Origin of the sequence: Bradyrhizobium zhengyangense (assembly GCF_022012555.1) — a bacterium.
Lineage (GTDB): Bacteria > Pseudomonadota > Alphaproteobacteria > Rhizobiales > Xanthobacteraceae > Bradyrhizobium > Bradyrhizobium zhengyangense.
Window position 1 is genome coordinate 1 of the sequence record NZ_JAKLTZ010000011.1, and the last position, 22,690, is coordinate 22,690.

General features: G+C 63.9%; 22 protein-coding genes and 2 pseudogenes. 8 read left to right on the forward strand and 16 right to left on the reverse strand.

The genetic code is table 11. The features are described from left to right. Together L6639_RS30930 and L6639_RS30935 are read left to right on the forward strand one after the other, a co-directional pair. Positions 1 to 180 (forward strand): annotated as a pseudogene (locus L6639_RS30930) (alpha/beta fold hydrolase); the annotation flags it as partial. 27 nt (positions 181 to 207) lie between these two features. Further along, positions 208 to 356, forward strand: a pseudogene (locus L6639_RS30935) (ABC transporter substrate binding protein); the annotation flags it as partial. Between the two features lie 27 nt (positions 357 to 383). Here the strand turns inward: L6639_RS30935 and L6639_RS30940 are convergent. The 11 genes from L6639_RS30940 to L6639_RS30990 all read right to left on the reverse strand — a co-directional run bounded on the left by L6639_RS30940 (position 384) and on the right by L6639_RS30990 (position 11,487). Then, positions 384 to 629, reverse strand: a complete 246-nt coding sequence (locus L6639_RS30940; protein ID WP_237865166.1) for a TackOD1 domain-containing metal-binding protein — start codon at positions 627 to 629, stop codon at positions 384 to 386. 10 nt (positions 630 to 639) lie between these two features. Continuing rightward, the gene (locus L6639_RS30945; protein WP_237865167.1) at positions 640 to 1,683 is read right to left on the reverse strand and encodes an HlyD family secretion protein; all 1,044 of its coding nucleotides are present in this window, start codon (positions 1,681 to 1,683) and stop codon (positions 640 to 642) included. Between the two features lie 11 nt (positions 1,684 to 1,694). Then, entirely contained in the window at positions 1,695 to 2,945 is a 1,251-nt protein-coding gene (locus L6639_RS30950; protein WP_237865168.1) for a glycosyltransferase family 2 protein, read from the reverse strand. 1,169 nt (positions 2,946 to 4,114) lie between these two features. Then, a complete protein-coding gene (locus tag L6639_RS30955; protein ID WP_237865169.1) occupies positions 4,115 to 4,315 on the reverse strand; it encodes a hypothetical protein in 201 nt (66 codons plus the stop codon). A gap of 294 nt (positions 4,316 to 4,609) precedes the next feature. After that, positions 4,610 to 6,751 (reverse strand): flagellar biosynthesis protein FlhA, encoded by a 2,142-nt coding sequence (gene flhA, locus L6639_RS30960; protein WP_237865170.1) that lies wholly within the window; start codon positions 6,749 to 6,751, stop codon positions 4,610 to 4,612. Positions 6,752 to 7,106: 355 nt separating this feature from the next. Beyond that, positions 7,107 to 7,409 carry a copper-binding protein gene (locus tag L6639_RS30965; protein ID WP_237865172.1) on the reverse strand — a complete coding sequence of 101 codons (303 nt, stop codon included), beginning with the start codon at positions 7,407 to 7,409 and terminating at the stop codon, positions 7,107 to 7,109. A gap of 17 nt (positions 7,410 to 7,426) precedes the next feature. Continuing rightward, the gene (locus L6639_RS30970; RefSeq protein WP_237865173.1) at positions 7,427 to 7,882 is read right to left on the reverse strand and encodes a cupredoxin domain-containing protein; all 456 of its coding nucleotides are present in this window, start codon (positions 7,880 to 7,882) and stop codon (positions 7,427 to 7,429) included. A 36-nt stretch (positions 7,883 to 7,918) separates the two neighbouring features. Beyond that, positions 7,919 to 9,250 carry a copper oxidase gene (locus tag L6639_RS30975; RefSeq protein WP_237865174.1) on the reverse strand — a complete coding sequence of 444 codons (1,332 nt, stop codon included), beginning with the start codon at positions 9,248 to 9,250 and terminating at the stop codon, positions 7,919 to 7,921. A gap of 13 nt (positions 9,251 to 9,263) precedes the next feature. Further along, entirely contained in the window at positions 9,264 to 10,703 is a 1,440-nt protein-coding gene (locus L6639_RS30980) for a TolC family protein (RefSeq protein WP_237865175.1), read from the reverse strand. Positions 10,704 to 10,712: 9 nt separating this feature from the next. Next, positions 10,713 to 10,997 (reverse strand): hypothetical protein, encoded by a 285-nt coding sequence (locus L6639_RS30985; protein WP_237865177.1) that lies wholly within the window; start codon positions 10,995 to 10,997, stop codon positions 10,713 to 10,715. 73 nt (positions 10,998 to 11,070) lie between these two features. Next, complete coding sequence (locus L6639_RS30990; RefSeq protein WP_237865179.1) at positions 11,071 to 11,487, reverse strand: hypothetical protein; 417 nt, start codon at positions 11,485 to 11,487, stop codon at positions 11,071 to 11,073. Positions 11,488 to 11,739: 252 nt separating this feature from the next. Between L6639_RS30990 and L6639_RS30995 the strand changes: the two genes are divergently transcribed. Continuing rightward, positions 11,740 to 12,927, forward strand: a complete 1,188-nt coding sequence (locus L6639_RS30995) for an MFS transporter (RefSeq protein WP_237865180.1) — start codon at positions 11,740 to 11,742, stop codon at positions 12,925 to 12,927. Positions 12,928 to 12,980: 53 nt separating this feature from the next. After that, a complete protein-coding gene (gene lspA, locus L6639_RS31000; RefSeq protein ID WP_237865182.1) occupies positions 12,981 to 13,469 on the forward strand; it encodes a signal peptidase II in 489 nt (162 codons plus the stop codon). On the opposite strand, the gene L6639_RS31005 is transcribed toward lspA, so the two are convergent. Beyond that, on the reverse strand, positions 13,466 to 13,873 hold the full coding sequence (locus tag L6639_RS31005) for a DUF4864 domain-containing protein (protein ID WP_237865184.1): 408 nt from the start codon (positions 13,871 to 13,873) through the stop codon (positions 13,466 to 13,468). The two genes, lspA and L6639_RS31005, sit on opposite strands and share 4 nt — an antisense overlap. Before the next feature lie 65 nt (positions 13,874 to 13,938). After that, positions 13,939 to 14,589: a TetR/AcrR family transcriptional regulator gene (locus L6639_RS31010; protein WP_237865501.1), complete on the reverse strand. Its 651-nt coding sequence runs from the start codon at positions 14,587 to 14,589 to the stop codon at positions 13,939 to 13,941. A gap of 240 nt (positions 14,590 to 14,829) precedes the next feature. On the opposite strand from L6639_RS31010, the gene L6639_RS31015 reads away from it, so the two are divergent. The 3 genes from L6639_RS31015 to L6639_RS31025 are packed head-to-tail and all read left to right on the forward strand — an operon-like array spanning position 14,830 to position 18,633. Continuing rightward, on the forward strand, positions 14,830 to 15,327 hold the full coding sequence (locus L6639_RS31015) for a (2Fe-2S)-binding protein (protein WP_237865185.1): 498 nt from the start codon (positions 14,830 to 14,832) through the stop codon (positions 15,325 to 15,327). Then, positions 15,324 to 16,379 carry an FAD binding domain-containing protein gene (locus L6639_RS31020; RefSeq protein WP_237865187.1) on the forward strand — a complete coding sequence of 352 codons (1,056 nt, stop codon included), beginning with the start codon at positions 15,324 to 15,326 and terminating at the stop codon, positions 16,377 to 16,379. The genes L6639_RS31015 and L6639_RS31020 overlap by 4 nt, the downstream gene beginning before the upstream one ends. After that, entirely contained in the window at positions 16,372 to 18,633 is a 2,262-nt protein-coding gene (locus L6639_RS31025) for a xanthine dehydrogenase family protein molybdopterin-binding subunit (protein WP_237865189.1), read from the forward strand. Before L6639_RS31020 ends, L6639_RS31025 begins: the two co-directional genes overlap by 8 nt. Positions 18,634 to 18,693: 60 nt before the next feature. Here L6639_RS31025 and L6639_RS31030 read toward each other — a convergent pair whose 3' ends face one another. The 3 genes from L6639_RS31030 to L6639_RS31040 form a co-directional block, all read right to left on the reverse strand. Then, positions 18,694 to 20,211, reverse strand: a complete 1,518-nt coding sequence (locus tag L6639_RS31030) for a lysozyme inhibitor LprI family protein (RefSeq protein ID WP_237865190.1) — start codon at positions 20,209 to 20,211, stop codon at positions 18,694 to 18,696. Between the two features lie 104 nt (positions 20,212 to 20,315). After that, on the reverse strand, positions 20,316 to 20,468 hold the full coding sequence (locus tag L6639_RS31035; RefSeq protein WP_164934218.1) for a hypothetical protein: 153 nt from the start codon (positions 20,466 to 20,468) through the stop codon (positions 20,316 to 20,318). Positions 20,469 to 20,653: 185 nt separating this feature from the next. Further along, the gene (locus L6639_RS31040; protein ID WP_237865193.1) at positions 20,654 to 21,202 is read right to left on the reverse strand and encodes a cupin domain-containing protein; all 549 of its coding nucleotides are present in this window, start codon (positions 21,200 to 21,202) and stop codon (positions 20,654 to 20,656) included. A gap of 149 nt (positions 21,203 to 21,351) precedes the next feature. Here L6639_RS31040 and aptA point away from each other — a divergent pair, with 149 nt between their 5' ends. Further along, positions 21,352 to 22,680, forward strand: a complete 1,329-nt coding sequence (aptA, locus tag L6639_RS31045) for an omega-aminotransferase AptA (protein ID WP_237865195.1) — start codon at positions 21,352 to 21,354, stop codon at positions 22,678 to 22,680. The last annotated feature ends 10 nt before the right edge of the window (positions 22,681 to 22,690 follow it).

Sequence of the window (22,690 nt, forward strand, 5' to 3'; positions counted from 1 at the left end):
CCGGTGCTGGTGATGCATGGCGAGGCTGATCAAGTCGTCCCGTTCGCAAGTTCAGTGCCGCGTGCGGTCAACCTGCTCAAGAACGGGTCGCTGAAGACTTATCCCGGCTATCCCCATGGCATGCTCACGACGCATGCGGATGTCCTCAACCCCGACCTGCTCTCGTTCATCAGGTCTTGACGACATCTCTCATGCATCATCGCCTGTGTAGACAGGATACTCAAAGGCACTCGACCGGCCGAGATTCCGGTCGAGCAGCCGACAAAATTCGAGCTGGTCGTCAATCTCAAGTCCGCGAAAAGGCTCGGCATATTTTGCAAACAATCATTGCGCGCGCCGACGGTGTGATCGAATAGCAGATACCGGCCGCGTCTGCGCGGCCCTCAAGGCGACACCACCATCTCCCTGCGGCATTCATCGCAGCGCGCGCTCGTCCCGACGATCTCGCAAGTCATGTCGTTCGGTCCGATGTTGCGGCGACATTTGGGGCAGGAATATCCTGAAGTCCCCAGCTCGAAGTCGTACGCCGGCCCGACATAGGCGCAGATCAGGTGATGAAATACCGGAAAGCTTTGCAGGCCTTCGGCGCCACAGGCCGGACAGACGATCTGGTTGCTTTCAATCTGCATGCTCTGCGGTTCACTGCAGTCCGAAGAGACGAACGAGCGCGCCGCCCAGCCAGGCAGCAAACCTGCTGTAGTGCATATGCACATAGACCGTGGAGTTGAGGGGCGGCGCCGAGGCGCCGGGATCGAAGCGGATGCGCGCGATCTGGGTCGCGGGGCGGTCTCTCAGTTGATTTTGCGTTCCGGTGTACACGGCCGAGACTGGCAGGATTTGTGCGATCGTTCCGGGGATGCGCCGATTGCCGAACACGACAAACACCTCTTTGCCAACGGTCGGGTCAATCAGGCGTTCATTGGGGATATACCAGTCGACAAACGTATCGGTTGGATCGAGGATTTCGGCGATCGACGTGCCCGCCGTCAAGGACTGGCCGACATGCGCAATGCCGGTCGAGACGACGCCAGCGGTGGGAGCAAAGGCCTTCCCTTGGCCGAAGTGCCGTTGCGCTTCGTCCAGTTGGCTGCGCAGCTGACGAATGAATTCATCCAGTGAGGCGAGTTGGATGGTGGATTCCGCCACTTCGGCCTCATGGGAGACCACGGCTTTGCCAGCAGAGGCGCGTTCGCGCAAAACTTCCATGCGGAACGTCACAGTTGCGGAGGTCATGCCGTCCACTTGCTTTGCTGCCTCTTCGGTCACCTGCAGGTAAGCGCGCGCGGCGTTGAGGGATTCCTGCGCAACGCGGGCCTTGATACGCAATTCGGCGGTGCGGCCGTTGATGTCAGCCAGCGCGCGCATATAGGTCGAGACGATGCTGTCTTGCTCCGGCGAAACCACCTCCGCGATTTCCTCGCCCGCCTTGACGGTCGCGCCGGGCTCCAGGTTCATCCTGGTGATCTGCACGGTATAGGGCAGCGACACGATCTGGCGTGGCGAGGTGACGATGCCGGGCCCGCCGAGATAGACGAAGGGCGCGCCGAAGTAGATGACGAAGAATGCGAGGACGCCGAACACGATCATCGCATAGGCGAAGCGCACCACGCGACCCGCTGCGCGGCGCCGGCTTTCAACCGGATCGGGTAAATTGGGATCGAGACGATTGAGCTTGATGTCCATGTCCTGTGCACTCAAATGCGATCTTTGAGGAGAGCTCGACGAACCCGCGGTGGCACGAAGTCGTCGTGGCGCGACGTGGCGAATATGATCTCCGACGAATAGGAGACGAACCGGGCGAACTTCAAATAGACGCCCTGATAGAACGGAAAGATCAGCGACGCGCCGAGAGCAAAGAAGCCGACGGACCGATTGAACATCACGAAGGCAAGCGCCAAGTTGAAAAACGAGATCCAGAGCAGCAGCAGGTAGATGGCGCCAAGGAACGCGGCAGCGCTCGGACCGAACAGCAGAACGACGTAGGCCAGGTAGAACGGCAGCGCCAACGTCGGAACGAGATCGAAGACGATGAAATCGAGCCTTTGTAGCGTGTCCGCGAGCCCTTCGAGCGGATGAAAGAAGTTCAGTTCGCCGTACATCATGAGCCGAATTCTCAGGGAGTCGCGATCCCAGCGCGCGCGCTGGCGCAACAGGCCGATGCCGCTCGCCGGCCCGTCGGTCTCCGCCCATGCGTCCGGAACGAAACGAATGAGATAATCGAGGCGGCGCAGCCGCAAGCTGAATTCGAGGTCTTCGCCGGGGCCGACGTCGAGGCCGCCCTGGCGCAGGAAGACGTCGCGACGATACATCGCGCAGGCGCCGGACAGGCACGCGATCGCGCCTGCGACGTCGAGGATGGAGCGGCCGGCGCTGATCGACATCAGGTACTCGACGCTTTGCAGGCCGGTCCAGAGCGAATCGGCCTCGTTGCCGAGCGCGATGTTGCCGCTCGCGCCTGCAACGCGGGTATCGTGGAACGCGGCTGCGAGCTGGGCTACTGCATGAGGCTCGAAGACCGTATCCGCATCGACGGTCAGGATGAGATCTCCGCGTGCAAACCGGGCGCCGGCGTTGATCGCCGGGCTGCGGCCGCAGCGCGTGCCGTGACAGATCACCATATCCACCAGGCCGAGCGCGCGCGCCCGCTCTGCGACAGCACGGGTCTGATCGGTCGAGCCGTCGTCGATCACGATGATCTCGAATGGGCGCAACGTCTGCCGGTGCAGCGAAGCGATGGTCGGTTCGAGACCAGAGCCGCCGTTGAAGGTCGGAATGATGACGCTGACCGTGGCGTCGGCGGCCGGCGGCGCGACGCCTGACTTGCGCATGCCGAACAATGCCAGCGAAATCAGCGATAGCGTAAAGCGGGGAATATCGAAGATCAGCACGGCGAGAAAGAGCTGCAATGGGTCGGTTCTGGCGACAAGCTGCAACATCTCGAACATGATGGCCTCCCGCAGGGGCTGACCGTACTCGTGAGCGAGACCTATCTCGATGGGGGAGGCGGCATTTGAGATGGATCAATGAACGATGGCGACGCCGGCAGAGCCGATCTGAATGCCAAAGATTTGAATCAATGGGATCTCACGTACCGCCCTTGCCACCTGAGACTGGAACTCCTGTCGCACTGCCATTCGTTATCAAGGCGCAGCCGGCACATCCACGATCCCTTGTGTTGGCTGTCGGGCAAAACACGCTAGTCGTGGGGCAATATACGCCGGCAAAATATTCCGCTTTACCGAAATTCGGAAATGGCGTATGTTTCGCGGCGACCCGGCCCATGAAAGAGGGGCGTATCGCGATCGTCACGACGCGGGCCGGACGGCGGTGGACGTGGGTCACGTCGGCGCGATCAGCTCTGCAGGGCGGGCAACCGTAAGCAAGGCTATCCGCGCAAACGACCGGTGTGACTGCGTACGGCAAAATCGTGTGGTCCTGGCGCCCGGGTCTGTGCGTCAAGGCTCGTGGTGATACGGGTGGTCCAAGCGGACCTTCGTATTGGCGATCTGCGAGACGACGGGGATAGTGCCTCGCTCCCCGGGGAGAGCACGACATAAGCCGTAAAACCACTGCGCAGGGAAGGCCGGATGTTTCGGCTTCACCTGTACGCCGCTGTGCAGCCTCTTCTTTTAGGTATCGCACAGTGGACCCCAGGTGCCAGTCGGGCACCCGGTCTTCCCTGCGCCCTCTTTCAGATGAGGGTGAGGCGACAAAGCAAAGCTCGGGCGAGATGAGCCGCGAGAATGCGAAAGTGTGTCTGCGATGAAGATGCGGATCGAAAGAGCGACGCCGCCACCACACACGCCGTCATTGCGAGGAGCCCTTGCGACGAAGCAATCCAGACTGCCTCCGCGGAAAGACTCTGGATTGCTTCGCTGCGCTCGCAATGACGGTGTTGATGCAGGTGTGCCCAAAAGCAACGCTAAGAGGCGTTGCGGCGCGTCCGGGACACGGGAGAAGAGAATGGTGCGCTACACCCCAGACATGAGAAAGCGCCCGTGGGGGGCGGGCGCTTTCTGTAGTCGACTTGGGGTTGGGGTCGTCTACATATCCACGTGGCGACTTTGGGGGGCTGGTAAAGAGCCGCGTGAATTCCTTAAAACTCAAAATCTCCTTAGCGAACGAGCGATGCGTTCGAACTGGTGATCACGACCGGCTTGCCGGCCTTGATGACGCGAGCAGTCTGTGTGAGGCCTTCATCTGACCCAGTGCGCGCCGATATGCCAAAGCCCGCAACCGCGATGCCAGCAACGAGCGCCACGGCCACCACCTTCAGGTGGGTCGAGCGATCCGCGCTGTAGATCGAGTGGTTCATGGAAGCCTCCTGCCGCCATCTACCCGAAGTAGTCGCCAGCCTGTTCAGGCAGGTTCATGCTTCCGGTGCCCAACAACCTAGTATTGGGGGGATTCGTTCCCAAGGGGCCATCACAAGAGCGTGATAGGACGTGAAAGATCGCGATCAAAAGCAGGTCTTGATCGTTCGATTTTACAATTATTTCAAAGTGGTAATGCGCTTGTGAGGCGCCTTGTCAGCATTTGGTCGACAAGGCGCCAGGAACTCAAAAACCATTTGCCTGTGGCCAAAAAACACACGGCTTCTTAAGCCAAATCAGATGCTTCCGACCGTTTTCAACCTCGCTCTGGGGTGGATTTCAGCCTGCGACAAGACAGTTGTTTGAGCCCGGAACCGTTCGACCAGGGAGCGGACGAAGGGACGAATTGCCGCAGAGGTCACCAGCACCGGCGCCTCGCCTTCGCGGGCGGCGCGCTCGAAGGCCTCGCGCACGGCGGTCATGAATTCCGACAGCTTCGAGGGCTGCATCGCGAGGCTGCGCTCCTCGCCCTGGCCGATGATGGATTCGGCAAAGGCCTGCTCCCATTTCGCCGACAGTGCGATCAGCGGCAGGTAGCCTGCATAGGAAGTGTTTTGCGCGCAGATCTGCCGCGCAAGGCGGGCGCGGACATGCTCGACCATGGTCGCGGGATTGCGCGAGAAGGCGAGCGAGTCGGCGATGCCCTCGAGGATGGTCGAGAGGTCGCGGATCGAGATGCGCTCGGCGAGCAGCAGCTGGAGCACGCGCTGGATGCCGGAGACGGTGACCTGTCCGGGCACGATGTCCTTGACCAGCTCGCTCTGCTCCTTCGGCAGCTCCTTGAGCAGCTTCTGCACCTCGCCGTAGGACAACAGGTCCGACATGTTAGCCTTGAGCAGCTCGGTGAGATGGGTCGAGAGCACGGTGGCGGCGTCGACGACGGTGTAGCCCTTGAGCGAGGCCTCCTCCTTGAGGCTGGCATCGACCCAGGTCGCGGGCAGGCCGAAGGTCGGCTCGGTGGTGTGGATGCCGGGCACCTGCACCTGGCTGCCGCCGGGGTCCATGACCATGAACTGGCTCGGCCAGATCTTGCCGGTGCCGGCGTCGACCTCCTTGATCTTGATGATGTAGGTGTTGGCCTCGAGCTGGACGTTGTCGAGGATGCGCACGGCCGGCATCACGAAGCCCATCTCGATCGCGAGCGAACGGCGCAGTGCCTTGATCTGCTCGGTGAGGCGATCGGTGCCATCGGGGCCGTTGACGAGCGGCAGCAGCGCATAGCCGAGCTCGATCTTGAGGTCGTCGATCTTCAGCGCCGCCGAGATCGGCTCCTCGGCCGCAGCTGCGCCCGGCGCTCCGGGCTGACCTGCCGCTGGCGCGGCCTTGGCAGCGGCTTCGGCCTTGGCCGTCGCACGGTTGCGGTTGCGCGCGGTCCAGGCCAGCACGCCGGCGCCGGCGCCGAGCGCGAGGAAGGGGAGGGTCGGAATGCCCGGCAGCGCCGCCAGCACCAGCATGACCGCCGAGGACATTGCCAGCGCCTGCGGATAGCCGGAGAACTGCTTCATCAGCGCCTTGTCGGCCGCACCGGAGACGCCAGCCTTGGAGACGAGCAGGCCGGCCGCGGTCGAGACGATCAGTGCCGGCACCTGGGTGACGAGGCCGTCACCGACCGTCAGCAGCGTGTAGCTGCGTCCCGCATCGGCAAAGGACAGACCCTGCTGCGCGACGCCGATGATCATGCCGCCGACCACGTTGATGAAGACGATCAAGAGGCCGGCGATGGCATCGCCGCGGACGAATTTCGAGGCACCGTCCATGGCGCCGAAGAAGCCGCTCTCGTCCTCCAGCGCCTTGCGGCGCTCCTTGGCGACCTTCTCGTCGATCAGGCCGGCCGACAGATCGGCGTCGATTGCCATCTGCTTGCCGGGCATGGCGTCGAGGTGGAAGCGCGCGGCGACTTCCGCGATACGGCCCGAACCCTTGGTGATGACGACGAAATTAACGATGATCAGGATGGCGAAGACGATGATGCCGATGACGAAATTGCCGCCCATCACGAAGCTGCCGAAGGCCTCGATGACGTGACCAGCCGCATCCGTGCCCTCGTGCCCGTGCGACAGGATCAGGCGGGTCGAGGCCATGTTGAGCGACAGCCGCAGCATGGTCGAGATCAGGAGGATGGTCGGGAAGGCGGAGAATTCCAGCGGCGCCTGGATGAACAACGACGTCATCAGGATCAGGATCGACAGCGTGATCGAGATCGCCAGGAACAGGTCCAGCACGATCGCGGGCAGCGGCAGGATCAGCACCACCAGGATGGTGAGGATGCCGAGCGCCAGCGCGATGTCGCCGCGCTTGAGGATGTTGACGATCTCGGAGAGGGTGGGAACGCCGGCCTTCGTGTTGCCTACGCCCTGTCCCGCGGTGACGTCGACCATGGTAGCTGCCTCCCCGCGCGACTGCCGTCCGCGCGCCCCAAACGTCTGCGCGGCGGCCGATGGGCCGCCGGTCCGAAAGTGAGGCACCGCACTGGCGTCCACGGGGGCTCCCGTTCTACGCGGCTGACGACACTCGACTTCACCCGGCAATTCTTGCCGGGTTTATGGTTAGCAAAGGGTTAACGGAGGGGGGGCGGGAAGAGGTCGGGCCGGGGTATTTCGGGGCCTCCGGCCGTCATTCCGGGCGATGCGCAGCATCGAGCCCGGAATCCATCGTGCCGCAGGTGTTGTGGGGAAATGGATTCCGGGCTCGCGCCAAGAGGCGCGCCCCGGAATGACCGTTGAGGGGATGCTCCTATTTCGCCTTCTGCATGCTGGTCACCATGTACCCCGACGGGGCCTCCTCCGCTTCGAAGGTGACCTTGTCGCCGACCTTCACCTGCTTGAGCATGCCTGGATCCTTGACGCGGTAGACCATGGTCATGGGCTCATCCATGCCGAGGCTCTTGGCGGGACCGTGCTTGAGCGTGATCTTGCCGGCACCTTCGTCGATTTTCTTGACCTCACCGCTGATGGAGGCGGCTTGCGCCAGCGCGCTGATGGTCAGGCCCAGCGTCAGCGCAAGCGCTGCGGTGGTGATGCGGATGATTGGCTTCATTGATGTCTCCATTGGCTTCATTTCACGGTGACGTGGCCGACCATGCCGTAGTCGCGATGGTCGGGGATCAGGCAGGAAAATTCGAAGGTACCGGCCTTGGTGAACTTCCAGACGATCTCGGCCGTCTTGTTCGGCGCGAGCCGCACCCCGTTCGGATCGTCGTGCTCCATGTGCGGATGCTTCTTCATCACCTCGGCATGGGCGAGATTCTCCTTGGGTGTGGCGAGCAGGAACTCGTGATCCTCCCTGCCGACATTGCGCAACACGAAGCGGATCTGCTCGCCGCGCTTCACGTCGATCTTCGATGGCTCGTAGGACATCTCGCTCAACGCGATCTCGATGGTGCGCGCCGGCTTGTTGGGATCGCCGGGCTCGCCGGCCGAGAAGCCGTGATGGTCGCGCCCCTCGTGCGCGAGGGCGGGTGCGGCCGAGAGCGCGGCCAGCACGAGAGCGAGTTCGATCGTCTTCTTCATTGTAGTCTCCGGTTGGTAGTTCATGGAAACGCTCGGCTACATCTTCATCTTCGGCATCGGCGCCGCCGGTTGCCGTGGAGGCTCCGCCGCGGGCGAGGCGACCTCGTAGGCGACGGTGCCTTGCGGGAATTGATAGGGGCCGGGATCGCGGTAATCGTCGCGCGCGAGGCCCTCGCGGATCTTCATCACCGTGAACATGCCGCCCATCTCGATCGGGCCGAACTGGCCGTTGCCGGTCATCATCGGCAACGTGTTGTCGGGCGCCGGCATCTCCATGTTGCCCATCGCCATGCCGGTCGAACCCATCGCCATGCTGTCGGGCGCGAGCTTGCCGACGGCCTTGGCGAGATCCTTGCGCGACACGCCGATGAGGGTACGCACCTCGTGTCCCATGGCATTCATGGTGTGATGTGACTTGTGGCAGTGGAACGCCCAGTCGCCGGGATTGTCGGCGAGCACGTCGAACACCCTGACAGCGCCGACGGGAACGTCGGTCGTGGTTTCGGGAATCTGCGCGCTCTCCGGAATCCAGCCGCCGTCGGTGCAGGTCACCGCGAAGCTGTGGCCGTGCAGGTGGATCGGATGGTTGGTCATGCTGAGATTGCCGATGCGCACGCGCACCTTGTCGCCGAGCCGGACCGGCAAGGGGTCGATGCCCGGAAACACCCGCGAATTCCAGGTCCACATGTTGAAGTCGGTCATCTCGTTGACCCGCGGCAGATAGGTGCCGGGATCGACGCGGTAGGTGCTCATCACGAAAACGAAGTCGCGGTCGACGGGCCTGAAGTTCGGATCGCGCGGATGCACGACGACCATGCCCATCATGCCCATCGCCATCTGCACCATCTCGTCGGAATGCGGGTGGTACATGAACGTCCCGCTCTTCCTCATCTCGAACTCGTAGACGAAGGTCTTGCCGGGCTGGATGTGCGGCTGGGTCAAGCCGCCGACGCCGTCCATGCCGCTCGGCACAATCATGCCGTGCCAGTGGACGGTGGTGTATTCGGGCAGTTTGTTGGTGACGAAGATGCGGACCTTGTCGCCCTCGACCGCTTCGATGGTCGGGCCCGGCGACTGGCCGTTATAGCCCCACAAATTCACCTTCATCCCCTCTGCGAATTCGCGCACCACGGGCTCGGCGACGAGGTGGAATTCCTTCCAGTCGCCGCTCATGCGAAACGGCAGCGACCAGCCGTTCAGCGTGACCACGGGGCGATAGTCGGGGCCGTTGATCGGGTGCAGCGGCGGCTGCATCACCACCTTATCCATGGTGGGCGCTTCCGGAATCGACGCGGCCTGGACGCGGCCGCTGACGGCTGACGCACTGACGAGCGCGGCGGTGCCCAAAAATCCTCGGCGGGAAAACATGCTGGTCTCCATGTCAGTGACCGCCATCGGCAGGCGCTGCCGCGGCGATATTGGTGGGACTGTCGCCGCCGGACGCAGGCGTGCCGCCGCCATTGACGACGGCCTGCAACTCGGACTGGGCGAGGAAGAAGCTTTGCTTGGCGTCGATTGCGCCGCGCAGCGACGCGAGGCGCTGCCGTGCCTCGGTCAGCAGCGCGAAGATGTCGACCTGCATGCTGGAGAAGCGCAGCTGCATCTCCTCGGTGATGATTTTTCGTAAGGGCAAAATCTCGCGCTGGTAGTGGCTGGCGATGTCGTAAGTCGATCGGTAAGCGCGATAAGCATCGCGCGCCTCCGAGCGAACGTTCACGGCACGCTCGGTCAGGCGGTTGAAAGCGAGATTGTAGGTCTCCGCCGCCTGCCGCACGCGCACCTCGCCGCCGTCGAAGATCGGGATCTGGAACTGGACGTCGAAGCCGCGTTCGCGGAACGGGGCGCCTTCTGGATCCTGGGTCCGGCGGGAGATGCCGGCGAGATCGAGCAGCGTGACGAAGCGCGTCGCCTCGGTCAGGTTCAACGACTTCGCCAGGGCCGTCAGTTCGAGCCGCGCGATCTGCAGGTCGATGCGATGAGCGACCGCATCGGCCTCGATCGAGGGCAGGGCCTGCGGCCGGCCTGGCAACGACGGCAACGCGTTGGGTAGACGGAAGTCGAGGCCGTCGTCCCACAGTCCCATCAGGCGCGCCAGTCTTTCGCGCGCGCTCGTCGCCGCCTGGCGCGCCGTCGCGAGATCGGCGGTGGTTTCGGCGTAGAACACCTGCTCGCGGGCCTGGTCGAGCTTGTTGAGCGAGCCGGTTTCACCGAGCTTGACTGCAAGCTGCGCGGTGGATTCCGCCGTCGCCTTCGCGTCGGTGAGCAGCGCCATCATCTCGCTGCCGGCAACTGTGCGGACATAGGCGCGGCGCACGTCGGCAGCGAGCCGCAACGTCGCCAGTGCCGCACGCAACTGGGCCTGACGGAAGCGGTCGCGCGCGATGTCGGAGCGGAACGGCAGCGTCGCCAGCGCGAGGATGTCGCCGACCACTTGGCGCTCGACCTCGCTCGCCCCGTTCCCGCCGATGCGCGAGATCGAGAACACGGGGTTGGGCGGCAGGCTCTGCTCGACCAGATCGGTTTCGGCCAACGCCAGCTCGTTATACGCGGCTTGCAGACCCTTGTTGTTGAGCAGCGCGATCTGCACCGCGGTCTCGATCGTCAGCGTGCGCGCCAGCAACCGGCGGACGGTTGCATCGACGGCCTCGGCACCTTCGGCCGATCGGACGAAGGCGACGTCCTTCTTGATGGTCTGGCTGGTGAGGTCCGAGACCGTTGTCATGCCGCCGTCCGGCGAGAATGCCATGCAGCCGGCAAGACCTATGGACGAAAGTCCGAACGCGGTGAGCATGAGCAGGCCCCGCGCAAGATGATGTGCCATGGCGCGCCCCTACCGGTCTTGCTTCGGTTGCGGCGCGACGGCGTCGTTGCGGTCCCGCCACGGTGTCGGTGCCGCAGGCCGCAGGCTGGTGTAGGGCGCGATGGTCGAGCGATAGCCGACGCGTGCCGCCTTTGCCGCTGGATCGGCGGGGTCGGCGCTGGTGACTTGTGTCGTTGCCGGCATGCAGCCGGACAGCGCCAACGCGGCGAAGGCCGGCAGCAGCCAATTGAATCGAAAATATCGTCCATCCACCGCAGATGCGGCGGCAGACTTCGCCCCGAAAAGCGCAAGCATGATTCATCCCTGATCTGGAAACCACAGGTTCGCGCGCGCAGACGCGCGCTCGAACCGACGTCGTTGCGTCAGATCAGGCGATGGGGGGACGGTAGTGCTGGGGCGGCGCAGTGCTGTGCAGGCTGGCCACGATCTCGGGCGCGCAGGTCGAGGTCGGCCGGACCGGTGTGGCAACGCTGGGCAGATCGGCTGGCAGCGCGCTGACGCACATCATCGCGCAGCAAGGACCCACGGTTCCCTTGCCGCCATGGTTATGCGGAGCGGGTGCGTCCTTTGCCGCAATTTGGTGATGCGCATGGGTTCCCGCATGTTCGTGCGAGGAATCACCATGCAGATGGCTCGCCATCTGCTGATGCACCGGCACGAGGTCGGCGACGAGCGTATCGTCGAGGCATGGCGCGGGACCGGTGCCCCAAGCGAGGCCTCCCGCCGGCGCGAGCACGCAGAGCAGATAGGCAAGGGCGATGATCCGTCCCACCCTGATCCGCATTGGTCGCGTCAACCGCAACAACATTCCGCCGATATGCTCCTCGCGCGGCAAGGTTGCTCACGCTGATTGCAAACTAGTGGCAAAACGCGCGTTCGCCAAGCTCCTTCTTACCGCAGCGCACCACGCATGCCCAATATATCGCCACGTTGCTTGACCGTGTCGCGATCCACAGGCCATGGTCCGGCCGTGCACGCGCCAAATCATCCAGGACAAAGACCAGACTCATTCGCCCCTGACTCGCGTCAGGCCTGGGTGCGGCTTTTGCTCGCACTGGTGATCGGCTCGATCGGCAGCGTCGGCATGTGGGCTGTGGTCGTGGTGATTCCCGTGGTGCAGGCCGAATTCGCTGCCACACGAGGCGCGGTGTCGCTCGCCTTCACGCTCATGATGTTCGGCTTCGGCCTCGGCGGCGTGATTGCAGGCAAGATCACCGACCGCTTCGGCATCGTGCCGGCGATGGCGATCAGTATCGCCTTCCTTGGCATCGCTAACGTACTGGCCGGGCTGTCGACGCAGCTTTGGCAGTTCGTGGCTGCCTACTTTCTCATTGGTCTCGGTACCTCGGCGACCTTTGCCCCTTTGATGGCGGAGGCCTCGCACTGGTTCGAGCGTTATCGCGGGCTCGCAGTGACCATCGTGGCAAGCGGCAATTATGTCGCGGGCACGATATGGCCGCCAATCGTGAGCTACGGCATGAGTACGGTGGGCTGGCGCACCACTCACATCGGTATTGGCCTCGTCTGTGCGAGCCTGATGGCTATGCTGGTGCTGGTCCTGCGCGCGCAGATGGGCGACGACAAGGTCCGCAATCACGCCAACGCGCCGCCGCCGCGCGTCGATCTCAAGCTCTCGACAAACACGCTGACGGTGCTGCTCTCGATCGCCAGTATTTCCTGCTGCGTCGCCATGGCGATGCCGCAGGTGCATATCGTCGCCTATTGCGGGGATCTGGGTTACGGCGTGGCGCGGGGCGCCGAGATGCTGTCGCTGATGATGGCCTGCGGCATCGTCAGCCGCATTGGCTCGGGCTATCTCGCCGACAAGATCGGGGGCATCCGTACGCTGCTGCTCGGCTCGCTGGCGCAAGGCTTTGCGCTCGTGTTCTATCTATTCTTTGACAGCCTCACCTCGCTCTATCTGATCTCCGCGATGTTCGGCCTGTTCCAGGGCGGCATCGTGCCGAGCTACGCCATCATCGTGCGGGAGGCGATGCCGGCGAGTGAAGCCGCAACCCGCGTCGGCATCGTGATCTTCGCCTCCGTGTTCGGCATGTCCTTTGGCGGCTGGGTGTCCGGCATCATCTTTGATGCCACCGGATCCTACGGCGCAGCGTTCGCCAACGGCGTCGCGTGGAATGCCCTCAATGTCAGCATCGTCTTGACGCTGCTGATCCGCTCGCGCATGAACACGGCAAGAGCAGGGGCCGGCTTCGCGACTTGAGCCGCGCACCGTCGGCGCGAGGTCGTATCGATGCAGACCGGAACACTTTGACCATGCCGCTGGCGCCGTCACGCCGGTGGATCTGGCTGATCATTGTTGTCGTGCTGCTGGATCAGGGCACCAAGCAGCTCGCCGTCGGTTTACTGGAGCCGGATCGACCGATGATCATTCTCGCGTCCGGCGCATTGCCGTCGATCGACTTTCTGCTGTCCTACAACAAAGGCGTGTCGTTCAGTTTCCTGCGGCTCGCCGGCGATGCGCAGCGCTGGCCGCTGGTTGGCCTGTCGCTCCTCGCTTGCGGATTATTGGCCTGGTGGCTTCGCCGCGTGCCGGCGCGACAGCCGATCTTGGCCACTGGACTGGCCCTGATCATCGGCGGCGCGCTCGGCAATTTGCTGGACCGCGCCCGGATCGGCTCGGTGATCGACTTCGTCCATCTCTCCTACGGGACCTGGTCGTTCGCCATCTTCAACGTCGCCGACACGGCCATCACCTTGGGTGCCATCGCGACCGTGATGTCCTTGATGCTCGAGGCGGCTTAAACCGCCTGTCCCGCCTTCAGCAGCGAGCAGCCAGTGATCTTGTAGCTTCCGTCCGCTTGCTGCTCCAGCGTGTAGAGCGCTTCCCAGGCTTCGCCATTGGCATCGATGATGTGGACGCGCTGGGCAATCGAGCTGCCCTCGGTCTTGCTGTCGCCGAACTCAAAGCTCTTGTGGCGGTACACCGGCGCGTAGCCGTTCTGCACCATCGACATGAAAATATCGGGTGCGGGGAAGATCTGCTTGATCGCCGGTGCGGCATAGGAATAGGCGGCGCTCGCATCATCATGGATGAAGGCCTGCTCCTGCGCGCGGATCGCGTCTTGTGCCGCCGAGACATCGTCGGCGCGCGCGGCGAGGGGACTCAGGGCAATGGTGAGGGCGACGACCAAGGCTGCAATGCGCATGACAGGCTCCGCGTTGATATCCCGGCGATACTGACGCTAGCACGACCTGGGGAAATACGGACGTGCTACCGCTTCCGTTTCACCGCCGCCTTCGCCGGTTTGGCTGTGCGCGTGTTGGTACGTGTCTTGGCCTTTGCGACGGGCTGCACGCGCAATCCGTCTACGAATACGTCTAGCATCCGCAGCACCGAGGATTGCCAGCCGGGCTGGTCGTGCATGTAGCACATGCCGAAGAACGCGCGCAGCAAATCCTCGGGACTGATATCGGCGCGCATTGCGCCGGCTGCGACTGCGCGATCGAGCAGCGAGCCGACCGCCTTGGTCAGGCGCTCGAAGGAAAAAGCATGCAACTCGGACCCGCTCTGCACCGCAAGTGCCAGGGCTGCGACCATGCCCTTCTTGGTGGCAACGAACTCGACACCTGACCAGAGCCAGCGCCTGAGCGCATCGACCGGGTCCTTGGCGTTCTTCAACTGCTCGGCGAACTCGCTGAGCTGCTCGACTTCGCGCCGGTACACCGCCTCGAACAGATCCTCGCGCGTCGGGAAATGCCTGTAGAGGGTGCCGATGCCGAGCCCGGCGCGTTTGGCCACGGCCTCGAGGCTCGCCTCCGGGCCGCCCGCGTTGAACACGAGCTTGGCCGCTTCGAGCACGCGTTCGCGATTGCGCACGGCATCGGCGCGGGGTTTTCGGGCATGGTCGGTGTGGTCGTCCATATCAGGCAATGTAGATCACGAATTGGTTAGATTGAACCCCGAGCCTGCTGCATCGCGTTGTCAGCCCACGGGCTTTTGACGAATTCCAAATATTTTCGGGGGGCCCTTGTTAAACGGAGGGTGCCTCCGTATCTTCGCGGGTGTCGGCCGGAACATGTCCGCGCTGGCGCGATATCGACGGCGACCACGGCGGTGGCGCGCCGAACGATGAGCCATGTCCATATCTGATCGGAGCCCTTTATGAACCACTCCATCAGCCTCACCGTGAACGGTGCGCGGCGCGACTTCGTCCTCGACGATCCGCGCGTCACGCTGCTCGATCTCCTGCGTGAGCGCCTGCATCTCACCGGAACCAAGAAAGGATGCGACCGCGGCCAGTGCGGCGCCTGTACCATTCTCGTTGACGGCAAGCGTATCAATTCCTGCCTTGCGCTCGCCATCAGTCATGATGGCGCCGACATCCTGACCATCGAAGGCGTCGCTCGAGGCGACCAGCTTCATCCCGTGCAGGCCGCCTTCATCGCCCATGATGGATTCCAGTGCGGCTTCTGCACGCCCGGCCAGATCATGAGTGCCATCGGCATGATGCGGGAAGCCCAGGCCGGCAATGATCCCGAACGCATCCGCGAGTGCATGAGCGGCAATCTCTGCCGCTGCGGCGCCTATGCCGGTATCGTCGATGCCGTGCTCGAGGCTCAGGCCGGTGCCGACGAAACCAACCAGAGGCGCTCCGCATGAAACAGTTCGCTTATGTCAGGCCCGCGACGGTCACCGAAGCCGTTGCCGCCGCCGCCCAGCCGGGCGCTGTCTATCTTGCCGCCGGCACCAATCTGCTCGATTTGATGAAAGGTAATATCAGCCGTCCGGACCGGCTGGTCGACGTCACCCATCTCGACGGGCTCGATCGAATCGAGCGCCTCGCGGACGGGTCGTTGCGGGTCGGTGCGCTCGTGAGCAATGCCGATCTTGCGCATGATGCTGAGTTTGCGAAGGCCTACCCGGCCGTCGCGGAAGCGCTGCTCTCCGGCGCGTCTGCGCAATTGCGTAACGCTGCGACGGTGGGCGGCAATCTGTTGCAGCGGACGCGCTGTGCGTATTTCTACGACACCGCCAGCCGCTGCAACAAGCGCGAGTCCGGTAGCGGATGCGACGCCCGAGACGGCGAGAACCGCACCCATGCCGTGCTTGGCTGGAGCGACAGCTGCATCGCGACGCACCCCTCAGACTTCTGCGTGCCGCTGGTCGCGCTCGACGCCATCGTTGAGATCGAAGGCAAGAACGGTCGTCGCGAGATCGCGCTCGACGAACTACATCGCTTGCCCGGCAATGCGCCCGAGCGTGAATCTGCGCTCGAGCCCGGCGACCTCATCGTCGCGGTGCGCCTGCCGCCCGCGGCGCGCGGGTTTGCCGCGCATGCGCGCTATCTCAAGGTCCGCGAGCGGACGTCTTATGCGTTCGCCATTGTCTCGGCTGCGGCAGCGTTGCGGATCGAGAACGGCAAGATCGCAGATGCGCGGTTTGCTCTCGGCGGTGTTGCAGCAAAGCCGTGGCGTGCCCGGGCCGCGGAGGATGTCCTCAAAGGCGTCGCGCCCACCGCAGATGCCTTCCAGGAAGCCGCCTGGCGCGCGCTGACCGACGCAAAACCGTCCGGCGACAACGCCTACAAGATCGAGCTGGCGCGCCGCATCGTCATGCGCGCGCTGACCCTTGCCGCTGCCGGGACGCCCGCGCGCATCCCCGCGCTGCCGGCATCTCCCTTTGCTTCGACCTCTGGAGCCATTCATGCCTGAGCTCAATCTCACCAGCGCTCCCGCGCATCTTCGTCACGGCTCGAGCATCGGCCAGCCGCTGACGCGCCGCGACGGCGTGCTCAAGGTCAAGGGGCAGGCGACCTACGCCGCCGACAATCATCCGCCCGGTATGTTGTTCGCGGTGATCGCCGTCTCCAGCATTGCGCATGGCCGAGTCACCTCGCTTGATGCCGCTGCTGCCAAGCGTCATCCGGGTGTGGTCGATGTCATGACGCCGGATCACAAGCCGCAGCTTGCGATCGATCCTGAAATCAAGACCAATCCGTTCGTGTTCCGGATGGAGGTGCTGCAGGGCAACGAGGTCCGCTACGCCAACCAGCCGATCGCCGTCGTGATCGCCGAGACACTCGAGGCGGCGACGGAAGGCGCGGTGCTGCTGGCGCCTCGCTACGAGACGCTGCCCGCGCTGGTCGGGCTCGATTCCGGCAAGAGTTACGTGCCTCCCGTCGTTGGCGTCGGCAATCCCTCGGAGAATCATCACGGCGATGTCGCAGCAGGCCTTGCGTCAGCCGACAAGCAGATCGATGCGACTTACGAGACGCCGGCGCAATATCACAATGCGATGGAGCCGCATGCGATCGTAGCTCACTGGAACGACGATCATCTTCAGATCGACATGCCGACCCAGGGATTGATGCTGTCCTTGGCGCGCGTCGCCGAGCTGTTCGGCATTGCGCATGACAAGATCCACATCCGCAGCCCGTTCCTCGGCGGCGGGTTTGGCTCGAAGGGGCTGATGGCCGGTCCTCCGGTCCTCGGCATCATGGCGGCAAAGTTGGTCGGAAGGCCGGTCAAGCTGGTGCTGCGCCGTGAGCAGATGTATGGCCCGGTCGGTCATCGTGCGCCGACGCGTCAGCGCTTGCGCATTGGGGCTGATGCCGAAGGTCGCCTGACCGCGCTCGATCACCACGCGCGCACTGTGTCGAGCACGTTCGACGATTTCTACGAGCCGGCTGCTGATGCCTCGCACACGCTCTATGCGGCGCCTGCGATTCGCACCTCGCATGACGCCGTGCGCGTCAACACCGGCACGCCGCTGTTCATGCGCGCGCCGGGCGAGGCAACGGGCTCGATCGCGCTGGAAAGTGCGATCGACGAGATGGCCTGGGCCTGCGGGATGGATCCGCTCGCCTTCCGCCTGAAGAACTATGCCGAGGTCGAGCCGATCACCGGAAAACCGTTTTCCTCGAAAGCGCTGCGTGCCTGTTACGATCAGGGCGCGGCGCGTTTCGGCTGGGCGAAGCGCTCGCTCCGGCCGCGACAGATGCGCGACGATGCCGGACTGCTGGTCGGCTGGGGGATGGGCACCGCGACGTTCCCCGCGCTGATGTTCCAGGCTGAAGCGCGCGCGGCGATCCGCCGTGACGGCACCGGCGCGATGGAAATCGGCGCGCATGATATGGGGCAGGGCGCCTGGACGGCGCTGGCCCAGATCGCGGCCGATGCGGTCGGCCTCGATATCGACAGCGTCAACTTCAAGGCCGGCACGTCCGACCTGCCGGATGCCGGCATCGCCGGCGGCTCGGCACACACGGCGACCGCGGGTGCTGCGATCCACAGCGCCGGTGCGGCCGTGATCGCAAAGCTCGCCGACCTCGCCACCAATGATGAGCGCTCGCCGCTGTTCGGCGCCGGCAATACCGGTGTGATCGCGCGCGACGGCCGCTTGATCCGGCGGGACGACGACAGCCGCAGCGAGAGCTACAGCGAGATCTTGGCGCGCGCCGGCGTTGCCGAGGTCGAGGCGCGCGGTACCGGCGCACCGAACCCGGCGGCGATGGAAGAGTATGCCATGCACGCACATGGCGCGGTGTTCGCGGAGGTGAAGGTCGATCCCGAGCTTGGCCAGATCCGTGTCACCCGCATGGTCGGCGCCTTCGCGGCGGGGCGCATCGTCAATCCGCATCTGGTGAAGAGCCAGCTGTTCGGTGGCATGATCTGGGGCATGTCCTTCGCGCTGCACGAGGAAGCCATCACCGACCGCCGCAGCGGCCGGATCATGAATGCCAATCTCGGCGAGTACCACATTCCCGTGAATGCCGACGTGCCGCCGCTCGATGTGATCACGGTCGAGGAGCACGATCCGCATGTGAATGCGCTCGGCATCAAGGGTGTTGGCGAAATCGGGATCACCGGCAGTGCCGGCGCGGTTGCCAATGCCGTCTGGCATGCGACCGGCGTGCGGGTGCGCCGCTTCCCGATCAGGATCGAGGAGCTGCTGACGCAGCGCTGAGGTCCGACAATCGATGCTGCCGCAAAGCGCGATGATGATTCACCAGAATCTCATCGCGTTTTAGCGTATCGCACTCGTCGGCTTGTCGATGTCTTCGGACGGCTTTGCCGGAAACAGCCGTGCCGTCGAGGAGATCGTGGTGTTGCGCTTGCATTTCGCTTCGTCGTCGGCGTTGTCGTTCTTGCCCTCGCGTTTCCTGGCAAAAACGTCGTCGAGCCGGTTGACGACGAGCATGCCATGGTCGCGTTCGAGCGTATCAGGGTTCTTGCGCTGCTCGCTTGATTGGAACGTGCCGCCCTTGATGTCGCCGCTGATCTCGTAGTCACAGCCGCCTTTCCAGTCAGCCTGCGACCATTTCCATCCCTGGGCGTCGACCGAACCGTCCTTGTCCACGGTGATCCTGATGACGGCGTTATAGGCAAGCCAGGTGCCGGCGAGGCCGGCGCGCTTGTCGTCGAAGCCTTCGAGCAGCGCGATGCGCTCGCGTTGCAGGCTGTCGAGACGGTCGCGTCCAAACACCGTGTAATGCATCGCCGATGTCTGCTTCTCCCATGCGGGATGCAGGAATTCGGGATATTGCAGAGACTGGGCGCTCACCCAGTGGCGCTGGTCGTCCGTCAACCCGCGTCGCGTTGCTTCGTCCAGCCGCGGCAACAGCGCTTTCCATGCACGGTTCAGCCGCTGGTCGTTCGCGGCCAGATCCGGGTCGGCACAGATTTCCTCGTCGGTCGCCGTTTCAGGGCGAGTGCAGTCGAACGTCGGAGACACGAAGGCGGTATCGATCTTGTCGGTCCCATTCTGCTTGGCGCTCGCGAAATAGGTGCCGGTCACCTGGCCGAGGCGATCGCAATCCGGATCGTTGGAGAACGACCATTGCTCCTCGCTTGCCAGGATCACCACGCGGAGCGTGTCGCCTTGGCGCCGCAATTTGATCGAAACCGGATCGGCAGGTTTTGCGCCGGGCTCGGATGGTTGTGTCGGGACCGTGACGCCTGCGAGCCAGCCGTCTGCGCCGGCCTTGACGTTTGCCGTGAGCGTGCAGTGCCAATGCTTGTCACTGCCATAATCGGAGTTCAGCTCCGCATCGAGACGATAGCTGCCCGTCTCGGTCGCCGCGACGGTGATGCCACCAAAGGCGTTGGCCCAGCCGCCGGTCAGGCCGCTGCGACCGAAGCCGCGCGCGAGGTCATCCAGCACGGTCGCGCGCTGGCGCAGCACGTTGGTCATGTTCTGGCGCAGCTCGGCCTCGTCGGCTTCCTCGACGGTATAGGCGGCTTCCTGGATCATCTCGTTGAACCAGACTTGGTCGCGCTTGAACAGGGGCCGAACGTTTGCCGGTGCCTTGGCGATGGCCGCCGCAAACGATGCCTCGACCGCAGCAACGTGCTTGTCGTAGCCGTTGGCCTTGCAAAACTTGCTCGCGCCGCCCTCGATCTTGCTGCCGTCGGAGTTTTTCGCGCAGAACGTCATCGCCAGCGGTCCGCTGCTGCTGGCGCGCATGAAATCGTCCATCGCGTCGGCAGTGGCGGAGCTGAGCAACGCGGCTGCAAGCAGCGCGAGGCGGACAGGCCTGGACATGGGCGGCTCGTGGTCAAAGCAGGTTCGGATCTGCTCCTTGGTCGCCGCTTGCATCCTTCCGGTTCAGGAGGCCGCGTGACGTCGCGTCCGCCCTGGCGGCCGGATCAGTTCATCATCCGGCGGAGTGCCTTGATCTGCTCTCTCTGCTCTTCGATGTATTTCTCGATAGCCGCGCGCAGCTCCCGAGAATGGAGCTTTCTGGTATCGCGCTGAACTTCGTCGAGCGCAGCTTCTGCATTGGCGAGGGTGGTCTTCATCGCGAGCCCTGTTACGAAGCGGCCCCGGAGCGCCTAGGAGTCCGGGGCCATAACCTCAGCACCTTTGCGCGAGGCTGCTCGGCTACATCTCGTAATATATAGCGGCTCGGTCCGCGGAAATTGAGCTGGCTCAAGCTCCGTAAGATGCCGGTGCTCCGTATGATTGCGGAGGTCGCGATCGCGCCTTAGAACGTCGGTGGCGTGCAGGCCGAGATCACCTCGCACGGCTTGCCGCCGACGCAACGGAAGCGATGCGGGCGGCGGCTTTCGAAATAGTAGGCATCGCCGGGATTGAGGATGCGCCGCTCGTCCTCGACGGTGACTTCGAGCTTGCCTGATATCACGATGCCGCCTTCCTCACCGTCGTGGACGAGGTGCACGCGCCCGGTGTCGCTGCCGGGCTCATAGCACTCTTTCAGGATTTGCAGGCTGCGGCCGAACAGATTGTCGCCGACTTGCCGATACGAGATCGGCTTCTTGCCAACCTCGGTCAGCTCCTCGGCGCGGTAGAAGATCTTGCGCCTGGACTCCGGCTCCAATGCGAAGAACTCGGCGAGCCCCATCGGGATGCCGTCGAGGATGCGTTTGAGCGCGCCGACCGACGGGTTCATCTGGTTGGATTCGATCAGTGAGATCGTCGAATTGGTGACGCCGGCGCGCTTGGCGAGCTCCCGCTGCGACAGCTTCTGGCGGGCCCGGATGAATCGCAGCCGTCCACCGATGTCGACGCTCATGCCTCTGGCCCCTGTTGCAAGTGTTGCGGATCGCGCAAATATGGACCGGCTGCCCCAGGAAAATCAATGGCTTGCAGGTCACCAGAAAAGGACTTGTTGCGCTATCGAAGCCGTGGCTCTGCTATGCCGTCAGCAAAGGAGCGTGGCCCGTGACCCTTCATCAGATTCCGAACACTATCAAGACCGACTCGTTCTGGATGCCGTTCACGGCCAATCGCCAGTTCAAGAAGGCGCCGCGCCTGTTCTCCTCGGCCGAGGGCATGCATTACACTACCGTCGACGGCCGCAAGGTGATCGACGGCTCCGCCGGCCTCTGGTGCGTCAATGCCGGTCATGGCCGCAAGCAGATCGCCGCCGCCGTCGAGCGGCAGCTGATGACGCTGGACTTCGCGCCGACCTTCCAGATGGGCCACCCACTGGCGTTCGACTTCGCCGAGCGTCTTGCCGAGATCGCGCCGAAGGGCCTCGACCGAATCTTCTTCACCAACTCCGGCTCTGAGTCGGTCGACACCGCGCTGAAGATCGCGCTCGCCTATCATCGCGCCACCGGCCAGTCGAGCCGCACCCGCTTGATCGGCCGCGAGCGCGGCTATCACGGCGTCGGCTTCGGTGGCATGTCGGTCGGCGGCATGGTCGCCAACCGCCGCGCCTTCGCCACGCATCTGCCAGGCGTCGACCATATCCGCCACACCCATGATCTTTCCCGCAACGCCTTCGCCAAGGATCAGCCCGAGCACGGCGCCGAGCTCGCCGATGATCTCGAGCGTCTGGTCGGCCTGCACGGCGCCGAGACCATCGCTGCCGTCATCGTCGAGCCGGTGCCGGGTTCGACCGCGGTGCTGCCGCCGCCGAAGGGCTATCTGCAGCGCCTGCGTCAGATCTGCGACAAGCACGGCATCCTGCTGATCTTCGACGAAGTCATCACCGGCTTCGGTCGCCTCGGCACGCCGTTTGCCGCCAATTTCTTCGGCGTCACGCCGGACCTGATGACCACGGCGAAGGGCATCACCAACGGCACCATTCCCTGCGGCGCGGTGTTCGCCAGCCGCAAGGTGCATGACGGCCTGATGGTCGGCCCCGAGAACCAGATGGAGCTGTTCCACGGCTATACATATTCGGCACATCCGACCGCCTGCGCTGCCGGCATCGCGACGCTCGACATCTACAAGGACGAGGGCCTGCTGACGCGCGGTGCGACCATGGCCGAATATTGGCGCGACGCGCTGCATCAGCTCAAGGGCCTGCCCAACGTCGTCGACATCCGCAATTGCGGCCTGATGGGCGCGGTCGAGCTCGCTCCGCGCGAGGGTGCCGTCGGCGCGCGCGGCTACGACGTCATGGTCGACTGCTTCAACACCGGCCTTTACCTGCGCATGAGCGGCGACAGCTTCGCGATGTCGCCTCCGCTCATCGTCGAGAAGAGCCACATCGACCAGATCGTCTCGATCCTTGGCGACGCCATCAAGAAGGTGGCCTGATAATTGCTCT